This window comes from Stutzerimonas tianxiuensis (assembly GCF_053470365.1).
The window spans coordinates 55,151-77,148 of sequence record NZ_JBPVWS010000015.1 but is presented as its reverse complement, the minus strand read 5'-3'; the positions used below and the strand labels follow the sequence as shown (position 1 = coordinate 77,148).

Genomic DNA, 21,998 nt, shown 5'->3' with positions numbered 1-21,998 from the left:
TCCCCGGTTCGCTTCGCTCGACTTCCCTCATTTCATCCGCGCTCCGGGGGGCCGGCGTACAAGGGCCATCCATGGCCCTTTACGCCTCTCGCGGCATCCATGCCGCTCGCTCCCCTCCGCGCGGATTCCATTCGGCCTCCTGAAAGGGGCGTTCGGCGGCGTCTGATGGCTCGCTTTGTCAGTAAAGAAGCAAAGCGTGGTTCTTTGGCTGTTTAAAAACTTTCAGACAACTCGGATCCGATTCCCCTTCAGGAGGCCGAGCGTAGGTGCTGCGCAGGGGGACGCGAGGCATGGATGCCTTCGCGACGCCCCCCGGAGCAGCGCCGGAGGGAGGGAGTTTTGCGTAGCAAAACCCGGATGTAGGGGTGGCCTTCTTTTTGGTTACTTTTTCTTGGCCACACAAGAAAAAGTGACTCGCCCAGCAGGGCGAAACCAGCGTCCAGAACCGCGCGAAAACGAGCAGCGGCACGAACCGCTACCTCACACACGCCTCACCCGACCCACCAAACCAGGTCATATCAGCTCAACTCCTCCCCAAAACCACCCCAATCAGCGCTCGCTGGCGCCCCAGCACCGCCCTGTGTCACAGAACCGCCATATCCCACCCCTACCGTCCGCTGCAGTTCCGGGATGGACCCGGTAATCAGCGTTCGGGGGATTTGTTCATGAGCACATACCGCAGCGGCATCCGCCATGCAGGGTTCCGCATCAGCCTGCTGGCCCTGGCCATCAGCGCCGGTTCGGCCTGGGCCGAGGAGCCGCTTGTCATGGAACACGTCGAAGTGATCGGCCAAGCCGTCAGCGTCGACGAGGCATTGAAGGAACAACGCAACTCCGACAGCGTGAAGAGCGTGGTCCACGCCGACGGCATCGGCCAACTGCCGGACGACAACGCCGCCGAAGCCTTGCAGCGCATCCCTGGGCTTTCGGTCGAGCGCGACCAGGGCGAAGGCCGCTTCGTCAGCGTGCGCGGCATCGCGCCGGATCTGAACAGCGTCACCATCAATGGAACCTTGGTGCCCTCACCGGAAAGCGGTCGTCGCGCCGTGGCGCTGGACGTGCTGCCCTCCGAACTCGTGCAGTCGCTCTCGGTGGTCAAGACGCTGACCCCGGACATGGACGCCAACTCCCTCGGCGGCACCATCGAGGTTGAAAGCCTGTCGGCGTTCGACCACGACGGTTTGTTCTACAGCCTCAGCACCGAAGGCAGCTACGACGAGAACGTCGGCAAGACCAGCCCCAAGTTCTCCGGTGCGTTCAGCAACCGCTTCAGCCTCGGTGATGGCGTGGACAACTTCGGTGTCGCCGCCGCCCTGAGCTGGCAGGAGCGTGACTTCGGCTCCGACAACGTCGAAACCGGCGGCAACTGGGATTTTGAGGACGGCGCCCGGTTGGAGGAGTTCGAGCAGCGCGACTACGAGATCACCCGCGAACGCGCCGGAGTCGGCCTGAACTTCGACTACCAGCCCGACGATTTCAGCAGCTACTACCTGCGCACCCTCTATAGCCGCTTCAAGGATACCGAAACCCGCAATGCCGCCGGGGTCGAGTTCGAGGACGCGCAACTGGCCGGCGAGCTGGGCGATGCCGAGGGCTGGCGCGAGATCAAGTCCCGCGAGGAAACCCAGACCATCCAGTCCTACGTGTTCGGCGGCGAACGGATGATGGGCCTCTGGACCCTTAGCGGACAGGCCGGCTACAGCGAGGCACGTGAGCGCAACCCGGGCGGCATTTCCAGCGCTACCTTCGAAGGCGACTTCGCTGACGTTGGTTTTTCCAGTACCACTAAGCCGCGTCTGACTGTCGATCCGTCCTTCTACGATCCCGCCAGCTTCGAGCTGGATGAGGTGGAGTGGGAAGAGAGCGATGCCCGCGACAAGGAAAAGAACATCCGCCTGGACCTGGCCCGCGAATACGACATCCAGGGCTACGCCTCGCAATTTAAGCTTGGCGGCAAGCTGAGCCGGCGCGACAAGACCAACGACGTCGATGTCTGGGCCTACGATGACTTTGATGACCTGACTCTGGCCGACTACCAGCACGGGACCGTGGACTACAGCCTCGACCGCTTCGGCCCGGGCATCAGCGCCGGTGCCCTTGAAGGTCTCATCGGTGGTCTGGACGCGAGCGCGTTCCGGGACGAAGAAGAATCGCGCATCGGCGACTTCGACATGAGCGAAGACATCAACGCCGCCTACTTCATGAACACCCTGGACCTGGACAAGTGGCGCATCATCGCCGGCTTGCGTTACGAGGGCACGGAGTTCAGCGCCAAGGGCACCGGTATACGCGAGGGCGAGTTTGAATCCATCTCCAGCGATAGCCGCTACGACCACTGGCTACCCGGCCTGCACGCGCGCTATCAACTGACGGACGACACCCTTCTGCGCGCCGCCTGGACCAACACCGTGGTGCGTCCCACCTTCGAGCAGCTGGCGCCCGGTTTCATCATTGATGGCGACGAAGCGGAGTTCGGCAACCCCGACCTCAAACCGCTGGAGTCGATGAATTATGACTTCGGCATTGAGCATTACATGGGCCGCGTGGGCGCCGTCTCGGCGTATCTGTTCTACAAGGACATCGATAACTTCATCTACAACACCGACGTGGCCGGTACCGGCCAGTGGGCCGGCTTCGATGAGGCGCTGAGCTACGAGAATGGCAGCAGCGCCAAGCTCTACGGTGTCGAGTTGTCCTACTCGCAGAAGCTCGATTGGCTGCCAGCGCCCTGGAACGGCGTGTTGCTCGGCGCCAACGCCACCCTCAGCAAGTCCGACGCGGATATCGAAGGCCAGGACAGCAGTCGCAGCATCGACCTGCCGAACCACTCCGATACGGTCGGCAACCTGATAGTTGGCTGGGAAAACGACGTCTTCAACATGCGTCTGGCGGCCAACTACAAGTCCAAATACCTGGCCGAGGTGTCCGGCGTTGACGATGAAGCGCATGACCTCTACGCCGACGAGCAGCTGTTTCTCGACTTCAAAGCCGGCTACTTCATCACGCCGAACCTGCAGGTGACGTTCGAGGCGCTGAACCTCACCGACGAGTCCTACTTCGTCTACACCGGGCGCAGCGATTACAACGCCCAGTACGAAGAGTACGGCCCGACCTACAAGCTCGGCCTGACCCTGACGCATTTCTGATCGCGACCCTTACCGACTTCACTTTTACGCCGCCCCGGCACCGCTCCGTTCCCCTTCGGACCCGTGCCGGTCAGCGGCTGCTAAATGGAAAAACCATGGACGTAACTTCGTTTAAACCCTTGTGGCTGAGCCTTTGCGTTGCACTGGCCGCCTGTCAGTCCGGCGCCGGTCAGCCAGCTGCCAACCAGGCCGCACTGCACCTGAGCACAGCGAGCGCCGCACCCTTGGATGCTGAAAGTGCCCAGCTGATCGGCACCGATAAGTTCTGGCCGGGCGCTTCGCAGCTGCTGCTTCGGCCGGATTCGCGCGGCGTGGAGCTGCTGGACGCCCAGGGTGCGCCACTCAGTGCGTTCAAAGGCCGCTTCGAGGGGCTGGATCATCGTGCCAGCGAGGAGGGCCTGCTGATCGCCACGCTCGACCGCAAGCGTCAGCAGGCCGTGCTGCTCGGGCTCGATCGCCAGCATCAGTGGAACCAGCCCCTATACGTGCCGAAGACAAACTTCGCCATCGAGGGGCTGTGCCTGTATCGCGACGCCGGGCGCAATGGCTACCTGTTTCTGATCGGTGAAGATGGTATCGGCGAGCAATGGCTGGTGTCGGCAGGGCAGAAGTTGCTGGCGGCGCCGCAGCGCGTACGGGGCCTGAGCCTGCCACCGGAAAGCAGCTACTGCCAGGTCGACGACCAGGCCGGCGAACTGGTGGTGAACGAGGAAAACGTCGGCCTCTGGCGTTACCCCGCCGACGCCGAAGCGCCGTTACGGCGCCATCCCATAGACATGGTGAAGCCGTTCGGCGGCATCGCCGAAGCCGCTGCCGGCATGGCGCTGGTGCCGGGCGGCATGCTGGCGCTGGATCCGGAGGCGGGTGCATTGCACCTGTATCGGCGCGATGGCGATGCCTGGCGCAATCATGCCGTGATTCCGCTGGACGGATTCGACGAGCCGGAGCAGGTCAGTGCACGGCTGGGCGAGCAGGGCCTGGACCTGCTGCTGACCGACGAAGGCGGGGCGCACACGGCACGGTTGGACTGGCAACCGGATGCGCCGGCCGTGACGCCGGTGATCCCGATGCTGCCTGCAATGGTGCAGACCGATCCGGTGCCGCATCTCGGCGATGCGGCGGACGATCCGGCGATTTGGGTCAATCCGGCGGACCCGTCAAGCAGCCGCGTACTCGGTACGGACAAGAAGGGCGGGCTGGCTGTTTACGATCTATCCGGCAAGCAGTTGCAGTACTTGCCGGTGGGGCGCTTGAACAACGTTGATGTGCGCTCCGGCTTTGCGCTCGGAAGTAAGCGGGTCGATCTGGCTGTGGCGAGCAATCGTGATCACAACAGCCTGCACCTGTTCGCCATTGAGCCGCACAGCGGCGAGGTCAGCGGCATTGGTGAGATCGAAACGCCGTTCAATGAAATCTACGGCCTGTGCCTGTTCAAGGACCGCCGGGGCGCGATCCATGCCATCGCCAATGACAAAGACGGCACGTTCCTGCAGTACCGCCTGGATGGCAGCAGCGGTTCGCCGCGTGGCGAGCAGGTGCGCGAGTTCAAGGTGGACAGCCAGCCTGAAGGCTGCGTCGCCGATGACCGCAACCAGCGACTGTTTGTGGGCGAGGAAGACGCGGCGGTATGGACGCTGGACCTGCGCAGCGATGCGGCTGCGCTGGAAAAGGTTATCGACGTCGGCGGCCCGCTGCATGCAGATGTTGAGGGGCTGGCGATCTACAGCGGTGCGGCCGGCGATTACCTGGTGGTCTCCAGCCAGGGTAACGACAGCTATCTGGTGCTCGATGCACAAGCACCCTATGCCGTTCGTGGCGCCTTCCGCGTGGGCCTGAATGCCGAGCGCGGCATCGACGGTGCCTCGGAGACCGATGGCCTGGAGGTTACTTCGGCCAATCTCGGCGGCGCCTGGAGTCGCGGCATGCTGGTGGTACAGGACGGCCGCAAGCGCATGCCTGAAGGCGCCCAGAACTACAAATACGTGCCGTGGACGGCGGTCGTCGAGGCGTTGGGGCTGGACTGACGCGGCACGAACCTGTCGGGTTACGCCGCGCTGTCATCGAAGCGTAACCCCAATGCAATCCAATTAGCGCCGTTGCATGGGACGGCCGGAGGAGCAGAAATGCAAAACGAACATATGTCGGTCTGGGGGCTGGTCAGCGAAGCCAGCCTGGTGGTGCAACTGGTGATGACGACGCTGGTGTTGGCGTCCGTCGCCAGCTGGTACCTGATCATCCAACGCGGCGCCGCGCTGCGCCGCAGCGAACGGCTGCTGAAAAGCTTCCTGCAGCGCTTTCGCAGTGGCGGCGAACTCAGCCAGCTCTATCGCGAGGGCAACGAACAGTCGCTTCCCCGCGAAGCTGCTCTGCAGCACATCTTTCTCGCCGGTTATCAGGAGTTCAGTCAGTTGCAGCGTCAGCCCGGCATTGCTCCGGATGCGGTGATCGATGGCGTTGAACGCAGCCTCTATGTGGCCATCGCCGAGCAGGAGGAGAGGCTGGATAACGGCCTGCAGTTCCTCGCTACCGTCGGTTCGGTCAGCCCCTACATCGGCCTTTTCGGCACTGTGTGGGGGATCATGAATTCCTTCCTCGGGCTGTCCATGGTGCAGCAGGCGACCCTTTCCACTGTTGCGCCGGGCATCGCCGAAGCGCTGATCGCCACAGCCATCGGCCTGTTTGCGGCGATCCCGGCAGTGATGGCCTACAACCGTTTCTCCGCTCGCGGCCAAACGCTCAGCGCTCGCTACTACAGCTTCGCCAACGAACTGCAGGCGCGGCTGCATCGCCGGCTGCATGCCGGGTCGCCCAGCATCGCCGCAGCCGCCTGAAAGGAGCCTCGCCATGCTGGTTAAACCGCAGCGCAAACACGGCCCGAACGCTGAAATGAACGTGGTGCCCTATATCGACGTGATGCTGGTATTGCTGGTGATCTTCATGGTCACCGCGCCGATGCTGGTGCAGGGCGTGAAGATCGAGCTGCCCAATGTCGCCGCCGAGGCGATGCCTACCGAGAACGAGCGGCAGATCCTCACGCTGTCGGTCAAGGCCGACGGCGGCTTCTACTGGAACCTGGGCAGCGAGTTGAACGCCGAGGACCAGACCGACAGCGCCATCGACCTTGAGGAAATGCGCGAGAAGGTCGCAGCGATCATCGCCGAGCGCGGCGACACCCAGGTCTACGTGCGCGCCGATGATGCCGCGGACTATGGCCGCGTGGTGGCTGGCATCGCCGAGCTGCAGCGCGGCGGGGTGGTCAGTCTCGGCCTGATCACCGAGGCGCCACCCGGGCAGCCCGCACCATGAGCAGCTTGAGCATGCCGCTGCCCAGCAGCTTTCCGGTGGCTCGACCGCAATGGCGCAGCCATGCCAGCGCGGCGGCAGTAACGGTCGCGCTGCATGCCGCGGTGTTCGGTCTGTTGCTGCACGGCTGGACGCCCGAACTGACACCGCCCGGCTCCACGCAGGTGCTCAAAACCCAGCTGGTCAGCCTGCCCACGCCGCAGCCGAAACTCGAGGTGCCAGTCGAACCTGAACCTGCGCCCGAGCCGGTCGAAGCGGCCATCGAGCCGGTCTTCGAGGAACCGCAGGTCGATCCGCGAATCGAACAGCATCGGCTCGAACAGGCCGAGCTGGCATTCAAGCGGGCCGAGCAGAAGAAACAGGAAAAGGCGGCGCTGGAGCTACAACGTCTACGGGAAGAACAGCGCGAACAGAAACGCCAGCGTGAGCGGCAGGAACGGCTCGAAGCCGAGCGTCGCGAGCAGCTGGCGCGTGAGGCGCAACAGCGCGAACAGGCTGCGCAGCAGGCCCAGGCGGCAGCGGAACGGGCGCGACAGGCTGAGGCCGCTGCGGCTGCCAGCCGCCAGTACCTGCCCATCGCCAAGGACGCGCCGGACTATCCCTCGCGTGCGCTGGACAAGGGCATTGAAGGCACCTGCACCGTGAGCTACTCGGTCAACCCGCAGGGGCGGATCGAGAACCCGAAGGCCCAGGAGGATTGCCATCCGCTGTTTATCCGGCCATCGCTGACGGCGGCGAAAAGCTTTCGCTATCAGCCACGTATCGTGGCGGGTCGCGCGGTGACCGTGCCTGAAGTGAAAAACACCTTTCATTACCGCATCCAGTGATGCGCAGCAGATCCATTTGCCAGACGAGCCAGTGAATGAAACAGGATTTTCAGAGTTTCCACGCCAACCTTTCCGCCCTGGACGATCAGGCCATCAACCCCAGCGCTAATCCCTCGCTCGGGCAGCTGGTCGATCAGGGTCGGCGCAAGCTGCTCAGGGGCGGCATGGGCCTCGCCGCGCTGGGCTTTCTCGGCGGCGCGCTGAGCGCCTGTCGTGGCGCCGTACAGTCGGATTCGCTGATCGGCTTCAGCGGGATTCCTACCCAGCTCGACCCTAAATTCGACAGCGTGCAGGTCGCGCCGGGCTATAGTGCGCGCACCTTCTTTTCGTGGGGCGACGCCGTGCTGGCCGACGCGCCAGCGTGGAACCCGGATGCCAGCGATGACTGGCAGGCTCAGCTCAAGCAGGCCGGCGACAACCACGACGGCATGCACTTTTTCCCGTTCCCCGACGCCCCTGATAGCCACGGCTTGCTGGTGATGAACCACGAATACGTCAACCCGCCGCTGCACCCCAACGGCATGACCTTCACCGATGGTAAGCGCCCGCTGGACGAGGTGCGCAAGGAACAGGCGGCTCATGGCCTGAGCATCATCGAGGTGAAGAAGGACGCCCAGGGTCAGTGGCAGCGAGTCATGCCGTCGCGCTACAACCGCCGCATATCAGCGATGACGCCGATGGCAGTTGGCGGCCTATTGGCCGGCCACGAGGCGCTGAAGACCGTTGCCGACCCGAGCGGGCGCGAGATCATCGGTACGGTCAACAACTGCTCCAGCGGGTTCACGCCCTGGGGCACCTACCTGATATGTGAAGAAAACTGGCACAACTACTTCGTCAATCACGATGCGGCCGATCTGGCCAAGCGTACGTCGCACAAGCGCTACGGCATCGCCGGCGAAGGCTTGAGCAAACTCTACGGCTGGGAAACCGCCGACGCGCGCTTCAACGCCACCCCGGACCCGACGCAACCCCATAGCGGCTACGTGAACGAACCGAACCGCTTTGGTTGGGTGGTCGAGGTCGACCCGTTCGACCCGCAGAGCAAACCGGTCAAGCGCACCGCTTTTGGCCGCTACTGCCGCGAATGCTCGGTGCTCTCGCTGGGTGAAGAGGGCCGCATGGCGTTCTACTCAGGCGACGACACCAAGGGCGAGTACGTCTACAAGTTCGTCCCCGCCGGCCGCTACGTGCCGGGCGCCGATCAGGCCAACCGCCAGTTGCTCGATAGCGGCACGCTCTACGTGGCGCGATTCAATGCCGATGGCAGCGGTGAATGGCTGGCGCTGGTCCACGGCCAGAACGGGCTCACCGTCGAGAATGGATTCACCGATCAGGCCGAGGTGCTGCTCAATGCGCGTGCCGCTGCTGACCAGGCGGGCGCGACGCCCATGGACCGACCCGAGTGGGTTGCAGTGCACCCGCGCAGCCGTGAGGTCTACGTAACACTCACCAACAACGACAACCGTGGAGTCAAGTGGCCAACCGACAAGGCCAACCCGAGGCCAGTCAACCTGCACGGGCAGATTCTGCGTTGGAACGAGAAAGACGCCGACCCGACCGCCACCGCCTTTACCTGGGAAGTCTTTCTACTGGCCGGCGAACAACCAGGCGCCAAGGATGCCAGCGGCCAGCCGGTGCCACCCAACCTCACCGGCACCATCAATGGCGACATCTTTTCCTCGCCGGATGGCCTGGCGTTCGACGAAGCAGGGCGGCTGTGGATCGAAACCGACTACGGCGACGAAGAGGCCGCGATGCAGGCCATGGGCACCAATCAGCTGCTCTGCGCTGACCCTCGGACTCGCGAGGTCAGGCGCTTCCTGGTTGGCCCCCGCGGTTGTGAAATCACGGGTATTACCTGGAGTCCGGGCTATCGCGCCATGTGGATCAATATCCAACATCCTGAGCTGAGCTTCCCAGCCAGCGATGGCAAGACGCGTCCTCGTTCTTCCACAGTGCTTATCACCAAAAATGACGGGGGCGTCATCGGAACCTGATGCGCTCCTTTACAGGCGGGCATCCATGCCGTTGAGCGGCTTCGTGCACCGCGCTCACGCTGAACGTTTGACCTGCGGCCCGGCTCTAACAGGCTGATACATACCTGTTTGCATGTAACCAAGGAGCCGGGTCATGGCTATTTCGCAGCTGCGCACACGCGTGTCCCTAGCTGTCATTGTTTCTTGTACGCCGCTGGTGAGCCAGGCGGGCCTGTACTCGCTGAAAATCGAAAACGACATTTTTGCTTCTGACGATGGCCACTACACCAACGGCTTCGAACTGATGCGTTCGTTCAAGCCCGACGCCGATCACTGGTCGCGACGGTTCGCAGAGGCGATGCCAGGTTGGGAGGCAGAGGAGGTCGACAACATCGCCTATCGGATTGGTCATCAACTCTATACGCCGGACAACATCAGGCGTGCGGAGCTGATCGAGGATGACCGTCCCTATGCTGCGCTGCTGTTTGCCGGCATGTCGATCTTCTCGGATGACCAACACGAGGGTTGGCGCGGCGCCAGTGGGTTGCATCTGGACATCGGTATCGTCGGCCCGGCGGCCGGTGGCGAGAAAATTCAGCGCCGGGTCCATGAAATCACCAATAGCGACGACCCGCGCGGCTGGGACAACCAGCTGCGCAACGAACCCTTCGTCAACCTCGCTTACCAGTACCGCTGGTGGCAGCAGCAACGCCTTGGCGGGCTGGAGTTCGAATACGGCCCGAGTGCCGGTTTTGCGCTGGGCAATCTCTATACCTACGGTTCTGCCGGGTTCGGCTTGCGCATCGGGCAGCGGCTGGAGCGCAGCTTCAGTATTCCGGCAGTGGCGCCCGCCCAAAGTGGCAGTATGTTTTTCAATCAGGGCGGCGGCTTCGCCTGGAGCCTGTTCGCGGACGTCGAAGGGCGCTACATGGCGCAAAACATGTTGCTCGAAGGCAATACGTTCAAGGACAGCCACTCGGTAGACCCAAACGAGTGGGTTGGCGATGCCAAAGCAGGCGTCGCGCTGACCTGGAACAGTTGGCAATTGGCTTTCGCCAGGGTCTGGCGCACCCGTGAATTCAACGGGCAAGACCAGCACGATCAGTTCGGCTCGCTGACGGTTTCGACCTGGTTCTAAGGTCGAAAAGAAACGGGGTGCGGATGCACCCCGCGGAGGCTTCGCTTACTTTTTGATCCAGTTGCCGTTCAGCTGAATGATCTGTCCAGCTGGGGTTTTCTCGATGGCTTTTTTGCCGGCAATCGCCTCGACGTCAGCGACACCGATGCCGTTCTTCTGCGCCAGACGATAGTACTCGGCGCGCCGCGCCTGGTTGATCTGGCTGGCGATTTCTTCAGCCTGGCCACCACTCTGCACCACACCCAGATAGCCGTCGGGCTTTTCGCCGAGCTGGCCGCTGGCCTTGGCTTGGCCGAGCGCAGACATGGCTTCGTTGAGTGTCATGGCCGCGGCCGGCAGGGCGAGGCACAGCGCCAGCAGCAGGGTTCCGAATTTCAGATAGGTCTTCATAACGCTCCTCAGAACAGGCCGCTGTCTTCATTGATGATCGAGTCGAGCTGTTTGTCGACCTTGATGTAGATCTCGTGCTCGATTTTCACGTTGAGGTTGATGTTGATTGGCTCGTTGGGCACGGCGAGCTCTACGCGTGGCGTACAGGCGCTGGCGAGGAGGGCGAGCAGTATAATGCTGATCGGGTGGGGCAACCGCATGACGGCATCTCCAGGTCGAGGACGGCGTTACAGTGCCTTATCTGAGGCGTTCCTGCACGCGCCGTTGAATGGTTTCGCTGACCCGGTCGGATAACTGAAGGCTGGTCAGCAGCGCTGGAATGTCTTCCTCCAGATTGATCGAGAAGTTGATCGGGCGGCCGCTTTCCAGTGCTGGGTTTCTTCCGTGCAGTTTCAGTCCCAGATCCAGCTTTCCGTCAGCGGCGTAATGTACGTCGCTGGCCAGAAGATCGTAGTGGAAGTCATCCAGTGCCTCGGTCACCAGGCGCATCGCCGGGTTGGCCTGCCCCAGGGCCTGGATCTTCGGCGAGCGGAATTGCAGCGCGCCTCCAGGCTCGCGCGCCTGCAGCGAGCCTTGCTCGATACTGATACCGGCTTCGCTGCGCTGCAGCTGCAGTTCTCCATCGATCACGCCGGTGCCGGTAAGTCCTTCGGCAGGATAGGCTTCGAGCAACAAAGGCAATTGCAGGCCGCGCAGATGGGCATGCAATTGTTGGGTACCTGCCGCGAGGTCGGCCGCGCCTGGTTCCAGCCATAGGCGACCACCGAGCAGCCGCACCTCAGCGGTACTCCAGGCCAGGCGCCCCTGAGCGAGTGTGTCGAGCTGAGCCGCATACTCGCCGGCAAAGCGCAGAGGGCCAAAGGTAAAGCCAGGATTGGCTTCGCGCAGCGTCAGTTCTGACACGTCCAGCCGCAGTTGATTGCGCCGCAGGACGGCTGACAGCTCAGCATCGAGCCCACTGAGTTCGGTGCGGTCGTAAATACCCCCCAGCCCCTTTGCGCTGAGCTTGGCCGTTGCCGCAAGTGCGCCGCTGCCGGGCAGGTTGAGTTGCGCCTGGGCCTGCATGCGGCCGTTGTTCAGTTCCAGCAGTGGCGGCCAATCGGCGAGGGTCGCGGCCAGCGGGTTGCCAGCACGCAGGAACAGCTCCGGCAGGCTGACATTGAGTCGAGTCGCGCTGTCGACCCGGTTGTGGGACAGCTTCAACGGCAGGCTGATTCCGGCGTCGTTGCTCAGCGGGCCGTCGAGCGAGATTTGTGACTGGTCCGCATTGAGCGTGCCGCTCCAGCGCCAGCCCTGAGGACGCAAGGCGGGCTGCTTCACTTCACCGGCGGTTACGGCTGTTTTTCCAGTGACCCCCAAACTCTGAATCTGACCATCGCTGAAGCTTACCTCAGCGCCGAGCCCCGCCAGCTCCATCATCAGCGTGCTGGCTGCTAGGTCTGAGGCGGCTGTCAGGCTGTTCAGCCGTAGCTTCGAGCCTTTTTCCAGGCGAACGGTCGCGTCCTGTTGTGAAACCCGTCCGCTTAATCGCAGATCCGCTTCGAGGCCTTTCAAGCTGAAGTCCGCCCCTTTGATCGCCGGGCTGCGCAGCTTGACCTGGGTGCGGTCAAAGGCCGCTGTATAGGGCGCAGCGGTTTGTAGTACCAGGTGCGTATCGAGCGTCATAGGCGAGGGACCGCTGGCAGCCAGTTGCACATTCAAGGGCAGTGTCTGAGGTGCCTGGTCATTCTGTGCCGGAACGATCTTGAGGCTGACGGCCCGTGGGCGCAGTTGGTCCGGCAATCCGGCGAACAGATCGGCGACCGGCTGCAGGGTGAGATCGCCGTTCAGTTCGGTTGGTATCCAGAGGCCGTCATCGGCACGAACGCTGAGGTCCAACTGACCCTGTACCTGGCCCAGGCCGACCACTGGCCATGGCGCCGGCAAATTGGCCGACAACCGCAGTTCGCCGTTCAGCGCTTTCCAATCCTGCGGCAGAGCCTGCGTGTCGATCTGCAATGCCCAGCCTGCGCCGATCCGCATCTGCTCCGGCAGTGCCGGCAGCGCTGGCGCCGAATAAGCCAGCCATTCACTCAGCCAATCCAGCAGCCAGGGCGCTTCCGGCAATTCGTTCATGGCCAATGTGCCGCGCCAGAGTGTCGAGTCGCTGTTCGCCGTCAGCTGGTTTTGCATGCTCAAGCGCTGCTGACCGTCGAGCTGGAGATCGAGATCCAGATGGGTGTCGCTGTCTTGCTCGTTGGCTTGCAGCTCCAGCGCCAGGCGGTGCGTCTGATGGTCCAGCTGCAGATCGAGCGTGGCGGGCAGGGGGGCGTGCTCGCCAAGCCTCCACGTCAGTTGCCCTTGAGCTTGGCAGGTTCCGCTTGCGCAGGGCACGGTCAGGTCCAGCAAGTCGATCTGTGCTTGTCGCGGCAACCAGGCTGACCAGTCGACCAGTTGATTAAAGTCGGGCAAAGAGAAGGGCGGGTTGTCATCGTTGCTCGACGGGGGCTGCCACTGCGCGTCGAGGCGCTTGATGCGCAGTGACTGCAGCGGCAGCAATTGCCAACCGTCTGCAAAGTCGAGCCGTAGGTCATCGAGAAATACTGCGAGCCGTTCGTCGGCTGATGGCTGTCTGACAAGGACAATCTGTCGCACGGCAAGGTGGCTGAGTGTCAGGCGCGGTCCGCTCACTTCAAGCGTGACGATCCCCAGGTCACGCTTCAGCTGCTGCCAGCGAAAGCCTGCGTAAAACCCGAACCCAAGGATGAGTAGAGTCAGGCCGGCAACCGCCCAGACGAGGATTGTCCGCCGCTTTGTCATGACCCGTTCCGCTGAAAATCGATGCTCTAGCATAGGCCGGTCATGGCGCGCTTGCGACCGGCGCCGATGCGTGTCGCGCGAGACTGATCTTCACTTGGAAAGTTCCCAGGAAACCAGCGGCAAGGCCAGGAATAGCGCTCTGGCGGGCGTTTGGAGAGGGCTGCGCCAAACTTGTGCACATCTGCCAGCATGCCTTGTCAAGCGCTTATGACAATCTGTCGCAAACCAAGCGGAAGCTTATATCTGCAATAACTAATTGAAAAATAAGCATATTTTGCGTTGGCGAAAAAAACGCCAGTTTAACTCGAGCCCACTAACCATAGGCGCTAGGGGAATTTGTAACCTGTTTGCCCACAGACTTATCCACAGGTTCTGTGGATTAAAAAATTGTGTGAACCAGATCCTGTATTTCCGATTTTTTCAAGACTTTAACTCTGTGAAAAAAGGAGTAGAGTGCGCGCCCTTGTTCCCCCGAACCATTCGGTGACCATGAGAACGCGTCCACTCGCCTCGAGCCCGCTCGAGAGCACATCATCTTCTCCACGCCTGCCGATGCGCATGGCGTTGTGGCTGCTGGACAGCCAGCGTCTAGGACAGACCAAGAGTGTTAAACGTATCGCGGGTCGGATGCTCAAGCAGCCGGCACTCGAAGGTGTAGTTGAAGCACAGAGCCGACTGGGACGCTTGCTCTGTCATGACTGCGACAGCCAGCGTGATCGCCGCATCGGTTTCGAACTGCTGCGCCAGGCAGCAAGAGCCGGCGACCGTCAGGCCCAGCTCGAGCTCGGTCAGCTTTACTGTCAGGGGCAGCACCGCGAGCTGTCCAAAGCGCGCCACTGGCTGGAACAGGCTGCGGCCCAGGGCTCGGCCGAAGCCTCGCGCATCCTTTTGCGGCTGCCGGCCAAGCGCTAGATTCGGCGTCGCAGACGGGCCGGCCTGACCTGTACGGGCTGGCTGGCTATACTGCCGGGCAGTTCAGCCGGAGCCGTACATGCCTCTCGATCCCCTCTATCTAGCAGCCGGTCTCGGTGCCCTCTGTTTATTACTCGCCGTCGTCACGTTGTCACTGCAACGGCGCCTGTCCCTGCAGCGGGCTGAGCTTTCGTTGCTGGACGAGCGGCTGAGTCAGGCTGTCATGGCGCAGGAAGGTCTCGGCGCACAGCTGGAAACCAGTCGTCAGGAGCAGGCCGACCTGCATGAAGCCCGGGCGGCGCTGCAGGCGGAAGCCGCTGTGCTGCGGCGGGAAACCGAATGGCTGCAGGCTCAGCGCCTGGAAACCCGCGAAACCCTTGATGACCTGCAGGCCGAGCGCGATGCTCAGCAAGCCGAGCTGCGCGCGCTGAGCGCCGCTCACGCCGGGGTTACAGCCGAATTGAACGAACAGCAGAAAACCCACGAGCAGCGCCTGGAAGATCTTCAGGGTGCGCGCGATGAGTTGCGGGCGCAGTTTGCCGAGCTGGCGGGCAAGATCTTCGAGGAGCGCGAGCAGCGTTTTGCCGAGACCAGCCATGAGCGACTTGGGCAGCTGCTCGATCCGCTTAGAGAACGAATTCAGTCATTCGAGAAGCGCGTCGAGGAGAGCTACCAGAACGAGGCGCGTGAGCGCTTTTCCCTGGCCAAGGAGCTGGAGCGGTTGCAGCAGCTCAATCAGCGCCTCGGTGATGAAGCGACCAACCTGACTCGCGCGCTGCAGGGGCAGAAGACTCAGGGCAACTGGGGCGAGTTGATCCTTGAGCGGGTGCTTGAGCATGCCGGCCTCGAAAAAGGCCGCGAATACCATACTCAGGTCAGTCTCAGGAGCGCCGATGGCGAACGCTTTCAGCCCGACGTCCTGATTCAGCTGCCCGGCGACAAGCAGGTCGTGGTGGACGCCAAGGTCAGCCTGACCGCCTACCAGGCGATGATCAGTGCCGAGGATGAAGGCAGCCGTGTGCTGGCACTCAAGCAGCACGTGCTGTCCTTGCGCAACCATCTGAAGGGCTTGTCGCTCAAGGACTATCAGCGACTCGAGGGGCTGCAGAGTCTGGATTTCGTTCTGCTTTTCGTGCCGATCGAAGGTGCGTTCGCGGCGGCGTTGCAAAGCGACCCGGAGCTGTTTCAGGAGGCCTACAGCAAGCACATTGTGATCGTCAGCCCGACGACGTTGTTGGCGACGCTACGGGTGATCGACAGCCTCTGGCGCCAGGAGCGACAGAGCCAGAACGCCCGCGAAATCGCCGAGCGTGCCGGGGCGCTGTACGACAAGTTCGCGGCGTTCATTCAGGATCTGGACGAAATCGGCAGCCGCCTGCAGCAACTGGACAAGGCTTACCTCGGTGCGCGCAACAAGCTCACCGATGGGCGCGGCAATCTAGTGAGCCGTGCCGAACAGCTCAAGTTGTTGGGTGCACGGGCGAGCAAGCGCCTGCCGACCGACTGGCTCGAGCGCGCCGGGGCCGAGGCGCCGCTTGAGGCCGAGGAATAGCGCGCGTCTCTGTCACAGCAGCCACAACACCCCCAGGCCGGCCAGCAGACCGCTGAGCATGAACGGCAAGGTCAGCAACGCCAGGGTACGCCCGCCGATAAAGACGATCAGGCCACCCTTGACCAGGCTGTTGCTCAGCGCGGCGAGAAAGATTCCCTGCACCGCGACCTGCTCCGCCAGGTCGGTCCGGGCGCTGTTGGCCAGTGACAGGGTGATGGCATCCACATCAGTCAGCCCGGACAACAGGGAAACCAGATAGACCCCCGCATCGCCAAGCCCACGTTGCGCGGCTTCGACGAGGAACAGGATGAGTACTAACAGGCCAGCAAAACGCAGCGCGGGGCCCAGTTCGAAGGGGTTCTTCAAGGGCGGCTCGGCGGTGTTGTCGTGCTGCTGACCGGCGCGCAAGTAGTAAAACAACGCACCGGCGGCATAGATCAGACCGGCCGTCAGCATCGGCGCAAGCAATGCCGGTAGCAACGCCCGATTGACCACCCCGACTTCCAGCAGCACCCGCGGGAACATCAGCGCCGAGGTTGCCAGAAGACCGGCGGCCAAGGCATGGCGCATTTTCCCTGAGTCCAGCCGGGCGAGGGTGATGGTCATCGCCGTGGATGAAACAATGCCGCCCAGCAGCGCCGTGACCATCAATCCGTGTCGGGTGCCCAGCAGACGGATGGCGACATAGGCGGCAAAGCCAATGCCGGCGATCAGCACCACCATCCACCAGGTGGTGTAGGGGTTGAAAGCCTGCCAGGGTCCATAGCCCTGATTCGGTAGCGCTGGCAGCAGCACCACGGAAATGAACAGCAGTTTCAGCACACCGCTCAGCTCGGCCTCGTTGAGCTTGTGCAGCGCGCCGTGCAGTCGCGCCTTCAGGCTCAACAGCAGCGCTACGACGATCGCCACGGAGGCGGCCAGCAAGCGACTCTCCGCGACCGCGAGGCTGCCCAGCAGGAAGGTCAGCAGCAGCGCCATCTCGGTGGTCATGCCGTGGTCGCTATTGGTGCGGGATTCGATTACATAGCCGGCAATCGTCAACAGGGCCAGCACGACGAACATTGCAATCCAGGCGGGCATACCGAAGTGACTGGCGCTCAGTGCAGCCAGACCGCCAAACAGTCCCGCCAGGCCGAAGGTGCGAATGCCGGCCATCTCCTGGCCTTCCTGGTCACCGCCGCTCCAGCTTCGTTCCGTGCCGATCAGCAGGCCCACGCCGAGAGCGGTCGCCAGGTTCAACAGTAATTCGAGCGTCATGGGCAAAGGCCGTCAGCAACTTCTGATGACATCAGTCTAGCCGTCTCGCTGCCATGGCGGCTTGCGCTGGCGCAACGCGGCATCAATGCAGTGGAACGTGACGGCTCATCAGTGCGCGCAGCGCGGCAGGCTTGACCGGCTTGGGGAGAAAATCCAGCCCCGCCGCGTGGATCGCGGCAATCAACTCCGGACGCCCGTCAGCGCTGATCACCACCCCGGGAACCGGCTCGCCGAGGCGGGTACGCAGCCAGGCCATCAGCTCCGAACCTGTCTCACCATGGTCCAGGTGGTAGTCGACCAGCACCAGTTGCGGACGCACATCCTCGCGCAGTAATGCCTCGCATTCGGCCCGGTTACTGGCCGTCCAGACCTGGCAGCCCCAGCGTGACAACAGGCTGTTCATCCCCACCAGAATACTGTCTTCGTTGTCGATGCAGAGCACCTGAATGCCGGTCAGGGCGGTTTGCTGCGCTTCGCCTTTGCCGTTGCTGGTGGCCTGTCGCAGCACCTGGCTGGCGATTGGCACGGTCACGCTGAACACGCTGCCTTTGCCGGGCCAGGAGCGAACCGCCAGTGGATGATTGAGCACCTGGCAGAAGCCATCTGCGATGGCCAGACCCAACCCAAGACCCTTCTCGGCGCGCGTCTGATGGCTGTCCAGCCGTTTGAATTCTTCGAAGATCACGCGCAGTTTGTCCTCGGCGATGCCCGGGCCGTGGTCCCACACCTCAAGACGTAACGAGGAGCCCTGGCGACGCACTCCCAGCACCACGCGGCCCTTGGCGTAACGGAAGGCGTTGGTGAGGAAGTTCTGCAGCACTCGGCGCAGCAGGCGGATATCGCTGTCGACCCGCAAACGACTGCCATGCACCCTGAAGTCGACGCCCTGTTCGGCGGCAAGCATGGTGAACTCCGTGGACAGGGTGTCGAACAGGGTCGCCAGCGGGAAGGGGTTGCGGTCGGGTGTGATGCGACCGTTTTCCAGCCGCGAGATATCGAGCAGATCGGAGATCAGGTCCTCGGCGGAGCGCAGAGAGCTGTCCAGATGACGCACCAGGTCCCGCGCTTCTACCGGCAGGGCGTCGTGCTGGTGCGACAGCGCGGCGGAAAACAGCCGCGCCGCGTTCAGGGGCTGCATCAGGTCATGACTGACTGCGGCAAGGAAGCGTGTCTTCGACTGGCTGGCCGCTTCGGCCGCACTCTTCGCGGCCGTCAGCGCCTTGTTCAGTTTGGACAGTTCCTGCGTGCGTTCGCTGACGCGCTGTTCGAGGCCTTCATTGGCTTCTTTCAGGGCACGTTCGGCGTCACGGTAGGCGGTGATGTCGCTGAAACTCATGACGAAGCCGCCACCGGGCATGGGGTTGCCGATCAGCTCGACCACCCGGCCGTTGGGGAAGGTGCGCTCCGAGGTGTGCGCACGGCCCTGACGCATCCAGTAAAGCCGCTTGGCTACGTGCGTATCGGCATCACCGGGACCGCAAAGGCCCCGTTCGGCGTTGTAGCGGATGATGTCGGCGATCGGGCGGCCGATGTAGACCAGCCCGTCCGGGTACTCGAACATTTCCAGATAGCGGTGGTTCCAGGCCACCAGCCGCAGCGACTGGTCGACCACGCTGATGCCCTGGGTAATGTTCTCGATTGCTCCTTGCAGCAGTGCACGGTTGAACTGCAGCACCTCGGAGGCTTCGCCGACGATGCGCACCACGTCATCGACCTGCATGTCCCGGCCTTCCAGCGCAGCCTTGACCACGGCACGGGTGGACGAGGCGCCCAGTACCCCGGCCAGCAGTCGCTCTGTATGGGCGATCCATTGACCGTCGGCCTGCTGCCGGGGCGAATAGTCGTGACCGTGACGCCGGGCGAAGCGCTGGAAGCTGAGTTCGGCGCGCTCGGCACCAACGAAACGCGAGGCCAGCAAGAGCAGGTCCTCCACCTGCACGGCAAGCAGCCGGCGGGTGCTCGCGGTGGAGTGGATTTCCTGACCGATGAAACGGCTGGCCTGCCAGTGTTCGGCAACGCGCGTCTGCGACAGGATGGACACCCAGAAGAACAGCGTCGCGTTGCCCACCAGCGACAGGGTGACGCCAAGCGTCAACGCGCTGGTGTTGAATGGCAGATCGGCTGTGTACATCCACTGCAGGCCGGGGAACATTTCCAGCGGCCAGCCGAGCAGCGGCAGGATCAGGGTGTAAATCCAGATCAATCCGCCGGCGGTAAGTCCGGCAAACACGCCGCGGCGGTTAGCCTGCTTCCAGTACAGGGCGCCGACCATGGCTGGTGCCAACTGAGTGAGCGCGGCAAAGGCGATCTGGCCGATGGTCGCCAGGCTCGCGTTGGAGCCCAGCAGGCGATAGCTGACATAAGCCAGCAGCAGGATCGCGACGATGCTGATCCGGCGCACCGAGAGCATCCAGTGGCGGAACACTTCAAACGGCTGTTCTGCTTCCTTGCGACGCAGCAACCAGGGCAGCAGCATGTCGTTGGAGACCATGGTCGACAGCGCCACGCTGGCCACGATGACCATGCCGGTCGCCGCTGACGCCCCGCCAATGAAGGCGAGCAGGGCCAGGGCTGGATGCGACTCTGCCAGCGGCAGGCTGATCACGAAGGAGTCCGGGCTGACGCCGCTGGGCAACAGCAACTGACCCGCAAGGGCGATCGGGATGACGAACACGGCGGCCAGCACCAGATACAGCGGGAATACCCAGCGGGCCAGGCGGAAGTCGCGCGGTTCTATGTTTTCCACCACCGTTACGTGGAACTGGCGGGGAAGGCAAACGATCGCCATCAGCGCGACGGTGGTCTGCACCATCATGGCTGGCCAGTTCACCGTCTCCTGCCAGAACGCCGAGAGTTCGGGCGCGTCGTGGGCGCGGTTGAACAAGTCGCCGAAACCATCGAACAGGCCAAAGGTGACAAAGGCGCCGATCGCAAGAAAGGCAAACAGCTTGACCAATGCCTCGAAAGCAATAGCCAGGACCATGCCGCGGTGGTGCTCGGTCACGTCCAGGTTGCGAGTGCCGAACAGAATGGTGAACAACGCCAGCACCATCGACACGATCAGCGCGGTGTCCTGCGCGCCGGAGCCGGCTGCAGCCTCGCCTTCATTGCCCACCAGTAGGTTCACGCCAAGGACGATGCCCTTGAGCTGCAGTGCGATGTAGGGCAGCACGCCGACCAGGCAGATAAGCGTCACCACCACCGCCAGCGGCTGCGACTTGCCGTATCGCGCCGCAATAAAGTCGGCAATCGAAGTGATGTTTTCCTGCTTGCTGATCATGATCATCTTCTGAATGACCTGAGGCGCCAGCAGCATCAGCAGAATCGGGCCAAGGTAGATCGGCAAGAAGGCCCAGAGTTGTTCAGCCGCCTGGCCGACCGCGCCGAAAAAGGTCCAGCTGGTGCAATAGACCGCCAGCGACAGGCTATAAACCCAGGCACGAACCCGCGGCGACAACTGGCTGCGGTTGCGATCGCCGTAGAAGGCAATGGCAAACAGCACGGCCATATAAGTGAGGGCGACCAGCGCAATCAGCCCACCGGACAACGACATGCGAACTCCAGATACACATAAATCAAGCGGGCTTCAGCCTGGCCATTTCTGCCGGGTGGTCGAGTCATACCGGGTTGGGCAGCACTCACGTTTGCCCGGTAGGCGGCCTGATCACTCGAGCTGCGTTCAGGCGCAGCCGATAGATGGGAGGCTACCGGGATAGTGCTTGGGTGCTGCTCAAACTCTGCAGGTTTCGGATGGCCGGAATTACCGCTCGTTGATAGTTGAATGGGTAAAGTTTCGCAGTAAAACGGGGCGGCGTGTTGCGGCTGCGACCATGGTCGCATGAGCGCGGCAGGTATGGCTGGATCCGGCGCAAAGCCCTGCGATAGACAACCTGCTTGGTCATAGTGGCAATTTGCAGAGTCAGTACCGCGTGATTGCCGTTGAGCAGGAGCGAGCCACCGAGGTGCACGTCCGCTTGGTCGCGCCGCGCTGGTCATTCATGCCCCGGCACACTTACCGTCGCCGCTGAGATAACAGCAGCGCCTCATTCCATCCATGTCAGGAGAAACCGCGATGTTCATGCCAGGGCCAGTCACCTTGCAGCGGGGAGCGCTGCGGTTGGAGCCGCTGGTGGACGCCGATATCCCGGCCCTGGTCGAACTGGCCAACCACAACCGCGACGAACTGATCTACCTGAGCGGGCCTTTGCGCCCCGACTGGTATCGCCTGGCGCTCGCCGATCAGGATCAGGGTCGTGCCGTGGTCTTCACCCTGCGCATGGCCGGACGCATTGTTGGCACCACCCGCTTTGCTGATTTCAATCCTTCGCTGCCAGCCGCAGAACTGGGTTGGACCTGGCTGGACAAGGTCGAGCATGGCAGCGGGCTCAATGCTGCGATCAAATACCTGTTGCTCAGGCATGCCTTCGAGGACTGGCAGCTGGTGCGTCTGCAGCTGAAAACCGCGGTGAGCAATCTGCGCTCCCAGCGCGCCATCGAAAAGCTCGGAGCCCAGCGGGAGGGGCTTTTGCGCAATCACCGCCGCCTCGCCGACGGCCGCCTGGATGACACCGCGCTGTACAGCATCACCGACCGCGAGTGGCCGGCCGTCAAGCGTTTGCTGGAGAACACATGCGCTGAACCCTAGCTGGCCGCCCGAGTTCGGTTCGACTTTTTGGATTTCGGCCGGTATCAACACCT

Annotated in this window: 15 protein-coding genes; 10 read left to right on the top strand and 5 right to left on the bottom strand. The window is 62.7% G+C overall.

What is annotated here, in order from left to right; translation table 11 throughout:
* Positions 1–665 precede the first annotated feature (665 nt).
* The 7 genes from ACSSNI_RS17960 to ACSSNI_RS17930 all read left to right on the top strand — a co-directional run bounded on the left by ACSSNI_RS17960 (position 666) and on the right by ACSSNI_RS17930 (position 10,390).
* Positions 666–3,146: a TonB-dependent receptor gene (locus ACSSNI_RS17960; RefSeq protein ID WP_200637844.1), complete on the top strand. Its 2,481-nt coding sequence runs from the start codon at positions 666–668 to the stop codon at positions 3,144–3,146.
* Positions 3,147–3,241: 95 nt separating this feature from the next.
* Entirely contained in the window at positions 3,242–5,170 is a 1,929-nt protein-coding gene (locus tag ACSSNI_RS17955; RefSeq protein ID WP_200637845.1) for a phytase, read from the top strand.
* Positions 5,171–5,269: 99 nt separating this feature from the next.
* Positions 5,270–5,977: a protein TolQ gene (gene tolQ, locus ACSSNI_RS17950; RefSeq protein WP_200637846.1), complete on the top strand. Its 708-nt coding sequence runs from the start codon at positions 5,270–5,272 to the stop codon at positions 5,975–5,977.
* Between the two features lie 13 nt (positions 5,978–5,990).
* Positions 5,991–6,452 carry a protein TolR gene (tolR, locus tag ACSSNI_RS17945; RefSeq protein ID WP_200637847.1) on the top strand — a complete coding sequence of 154 codons (462 nt, stop codon included), beginning with the start codon at positions 5,991–5,993 and terminating at the stop codon, positions 6,450–6,452.
* A complete protein-coding gene (locus ACSSNI_RS17940) occupies positions 6,449–7,276 on the top strand; it encodes an energy transducer TonB (RefSeq protein WP_448259868.1) in 828 nt (275 codons plus the stop codon). Before tolR ends, ACSSNI_RS17940 begins: the two co-directional genes overlap by 4 nt.
* 35 nt (positions 7,277–7,311) lie before the next feature.
* Positions 7,312–9,273: a PhoX family protein gene (locus ACSSNI_RS17935; RefSeq protein WP_448259866.1), complete on the top strand. Its 1,962-nt coding sequence runs from the start codon at positions 7,312–7,314 to the stop codon at positions 9,271–9,273.
* Between the two features lie 133 nt (positions 9,274–9,406).
* Positions 9,407–10,390, top strand: coding sequence for a lipid A deacylase LpxR family protein (locus ACSSNI_RS17930; RefSeq protein WP_448259864.1), 984 nt, complete (start codon positions 9,407–9,409; stop codon positions 10,388–10,390).
* Between the two features lie 45 nt (positions 10,391–10,435).
* On the opposite strand, the gene ACSSNI_RS17925 is transcribed toward ACSSNI_RS17930, so the two are convergent.
* The 3 genes from ACSSNI_RS17925 to ACSSNI_RS17915 are packed head-to-tail and all read right to left on the bottom strand — an operon-like array spanning position 10,436 to position 13,579.
* Positions 10,436–10,780: a YdbL family probable chaperone protein gene (locus tag ACSSNI_RS17925; protein ID WP_102834726.1), complete on the bottom strand. Its 345-nt coding sequence runs from the start codon at positions 10,778–10,780 to the stop codon at positions 10,436–10,438.
* Positions 10,781–10,788: 8 nt separating this feature from the next.
* Positions 10,789–10,980 carry a YnbE family lipoprotein gene (locus ACSSNI_RS17920; protein ID WP_448259861.1) on the bottom strand — a complete coding sequence of 64 codons (192 nt, stop codon included), beginning with the start codon at positions 10,978–10,980 and terminating at the stop codon, positions 10,789–10,791.
* A 37-nt stretch (positions 10,981–11,017) separates the two neighbouring features.
* Positions 11,018–13,579: an intermembrane phospholipid transport YdbH family protein gene (locus ACSSNI_RS17915; RefSeq protein ID WP_448259859.1), complete on the bottom strand. Its 2,562-nt coding sequence runs from the start codon at positions 13,577–13,579 to the stop codon at positions 11,018–11,020.
* 558 nt (positions 13,580–14,137) lie between these two features.
* On the opposite strand from ACSSNI_RS17915, the gene ACSSNI_RS17910 reads away from it, so the two are divergent.
* On the top strand, positions 14,138–14,491 hold the full coding sequence (locus ACSSNI_RS17910; protein WP_234484500.1) for a tetratricopeptide repeat protein: 354 nt from the start codon (positions 14,138–14,140) through the stop codon (positions 14,489–14,491).
* Positions 14,492–14,570: 79 nt separating this feature from the next.
* A complete protein-coding gene (locus ACSSNI_RS17905; protein ID WP_448259857.1) occupies positions 14,571–16,043 on the top strand; it encodes a DNA recombination protein RmuC in 1,473 nt (490 codons plus the stop codon).
* A gap of 12 nt (positions 16,044–16,055) precedes the next feature.
* Here ACSSNI_RS17905 and ACSSNI_RS17900 read toward each other — a convergent pair whose 3' ends face one another.
* Together ACSSNI_RS17900 and ACSSNI_RS17895 are read right to left on the bottom strand one after the other, a co-directional pair.
* A complete protein-coding gene (locus ACSSNI_RS17900) occupies positions 16,056–17,300 on the bottom strand; it encodes an MgtC/SapB family protein (protein WP_159968634.1) in 1,245 nt (414 codons plus the stop codon).
* 82 nt (positions 17,301–17,382) lie between these two features.
* Positions 17,383–20,853 carry a hybrid sensor histidine kinase/response regulator gene (locus ACSSNI_RS17895; protein WP_448259855.1) on the bottom strand — a complete coding sequence of 1,157 codons (3,471 nt, stop codon included), beginning with the start codon at positions 20,851–20,853 and terminating at the stop codon, positions 17,383–17,385.
* A 519-nt stretch (positions 20,854–21,372) separates the two neighbouring features.
* Here ACSSNI_RS17895 and ACSSNI_RS17890 point away from each other — a divergent pair.
* Positions 21,373–21,945, top strand: a complete 573-nt coding sequence (locus ACSSNI_RS17890) for a GNAT family N-acetyltransferase (protein WP_448259853.1) — start codon at positions 21,373–21,375, stop codon at positions 21,943–21,945.
* The last annotated feature ends 53 nt before the right edge of the window (positions 21,946–21,998 follow it).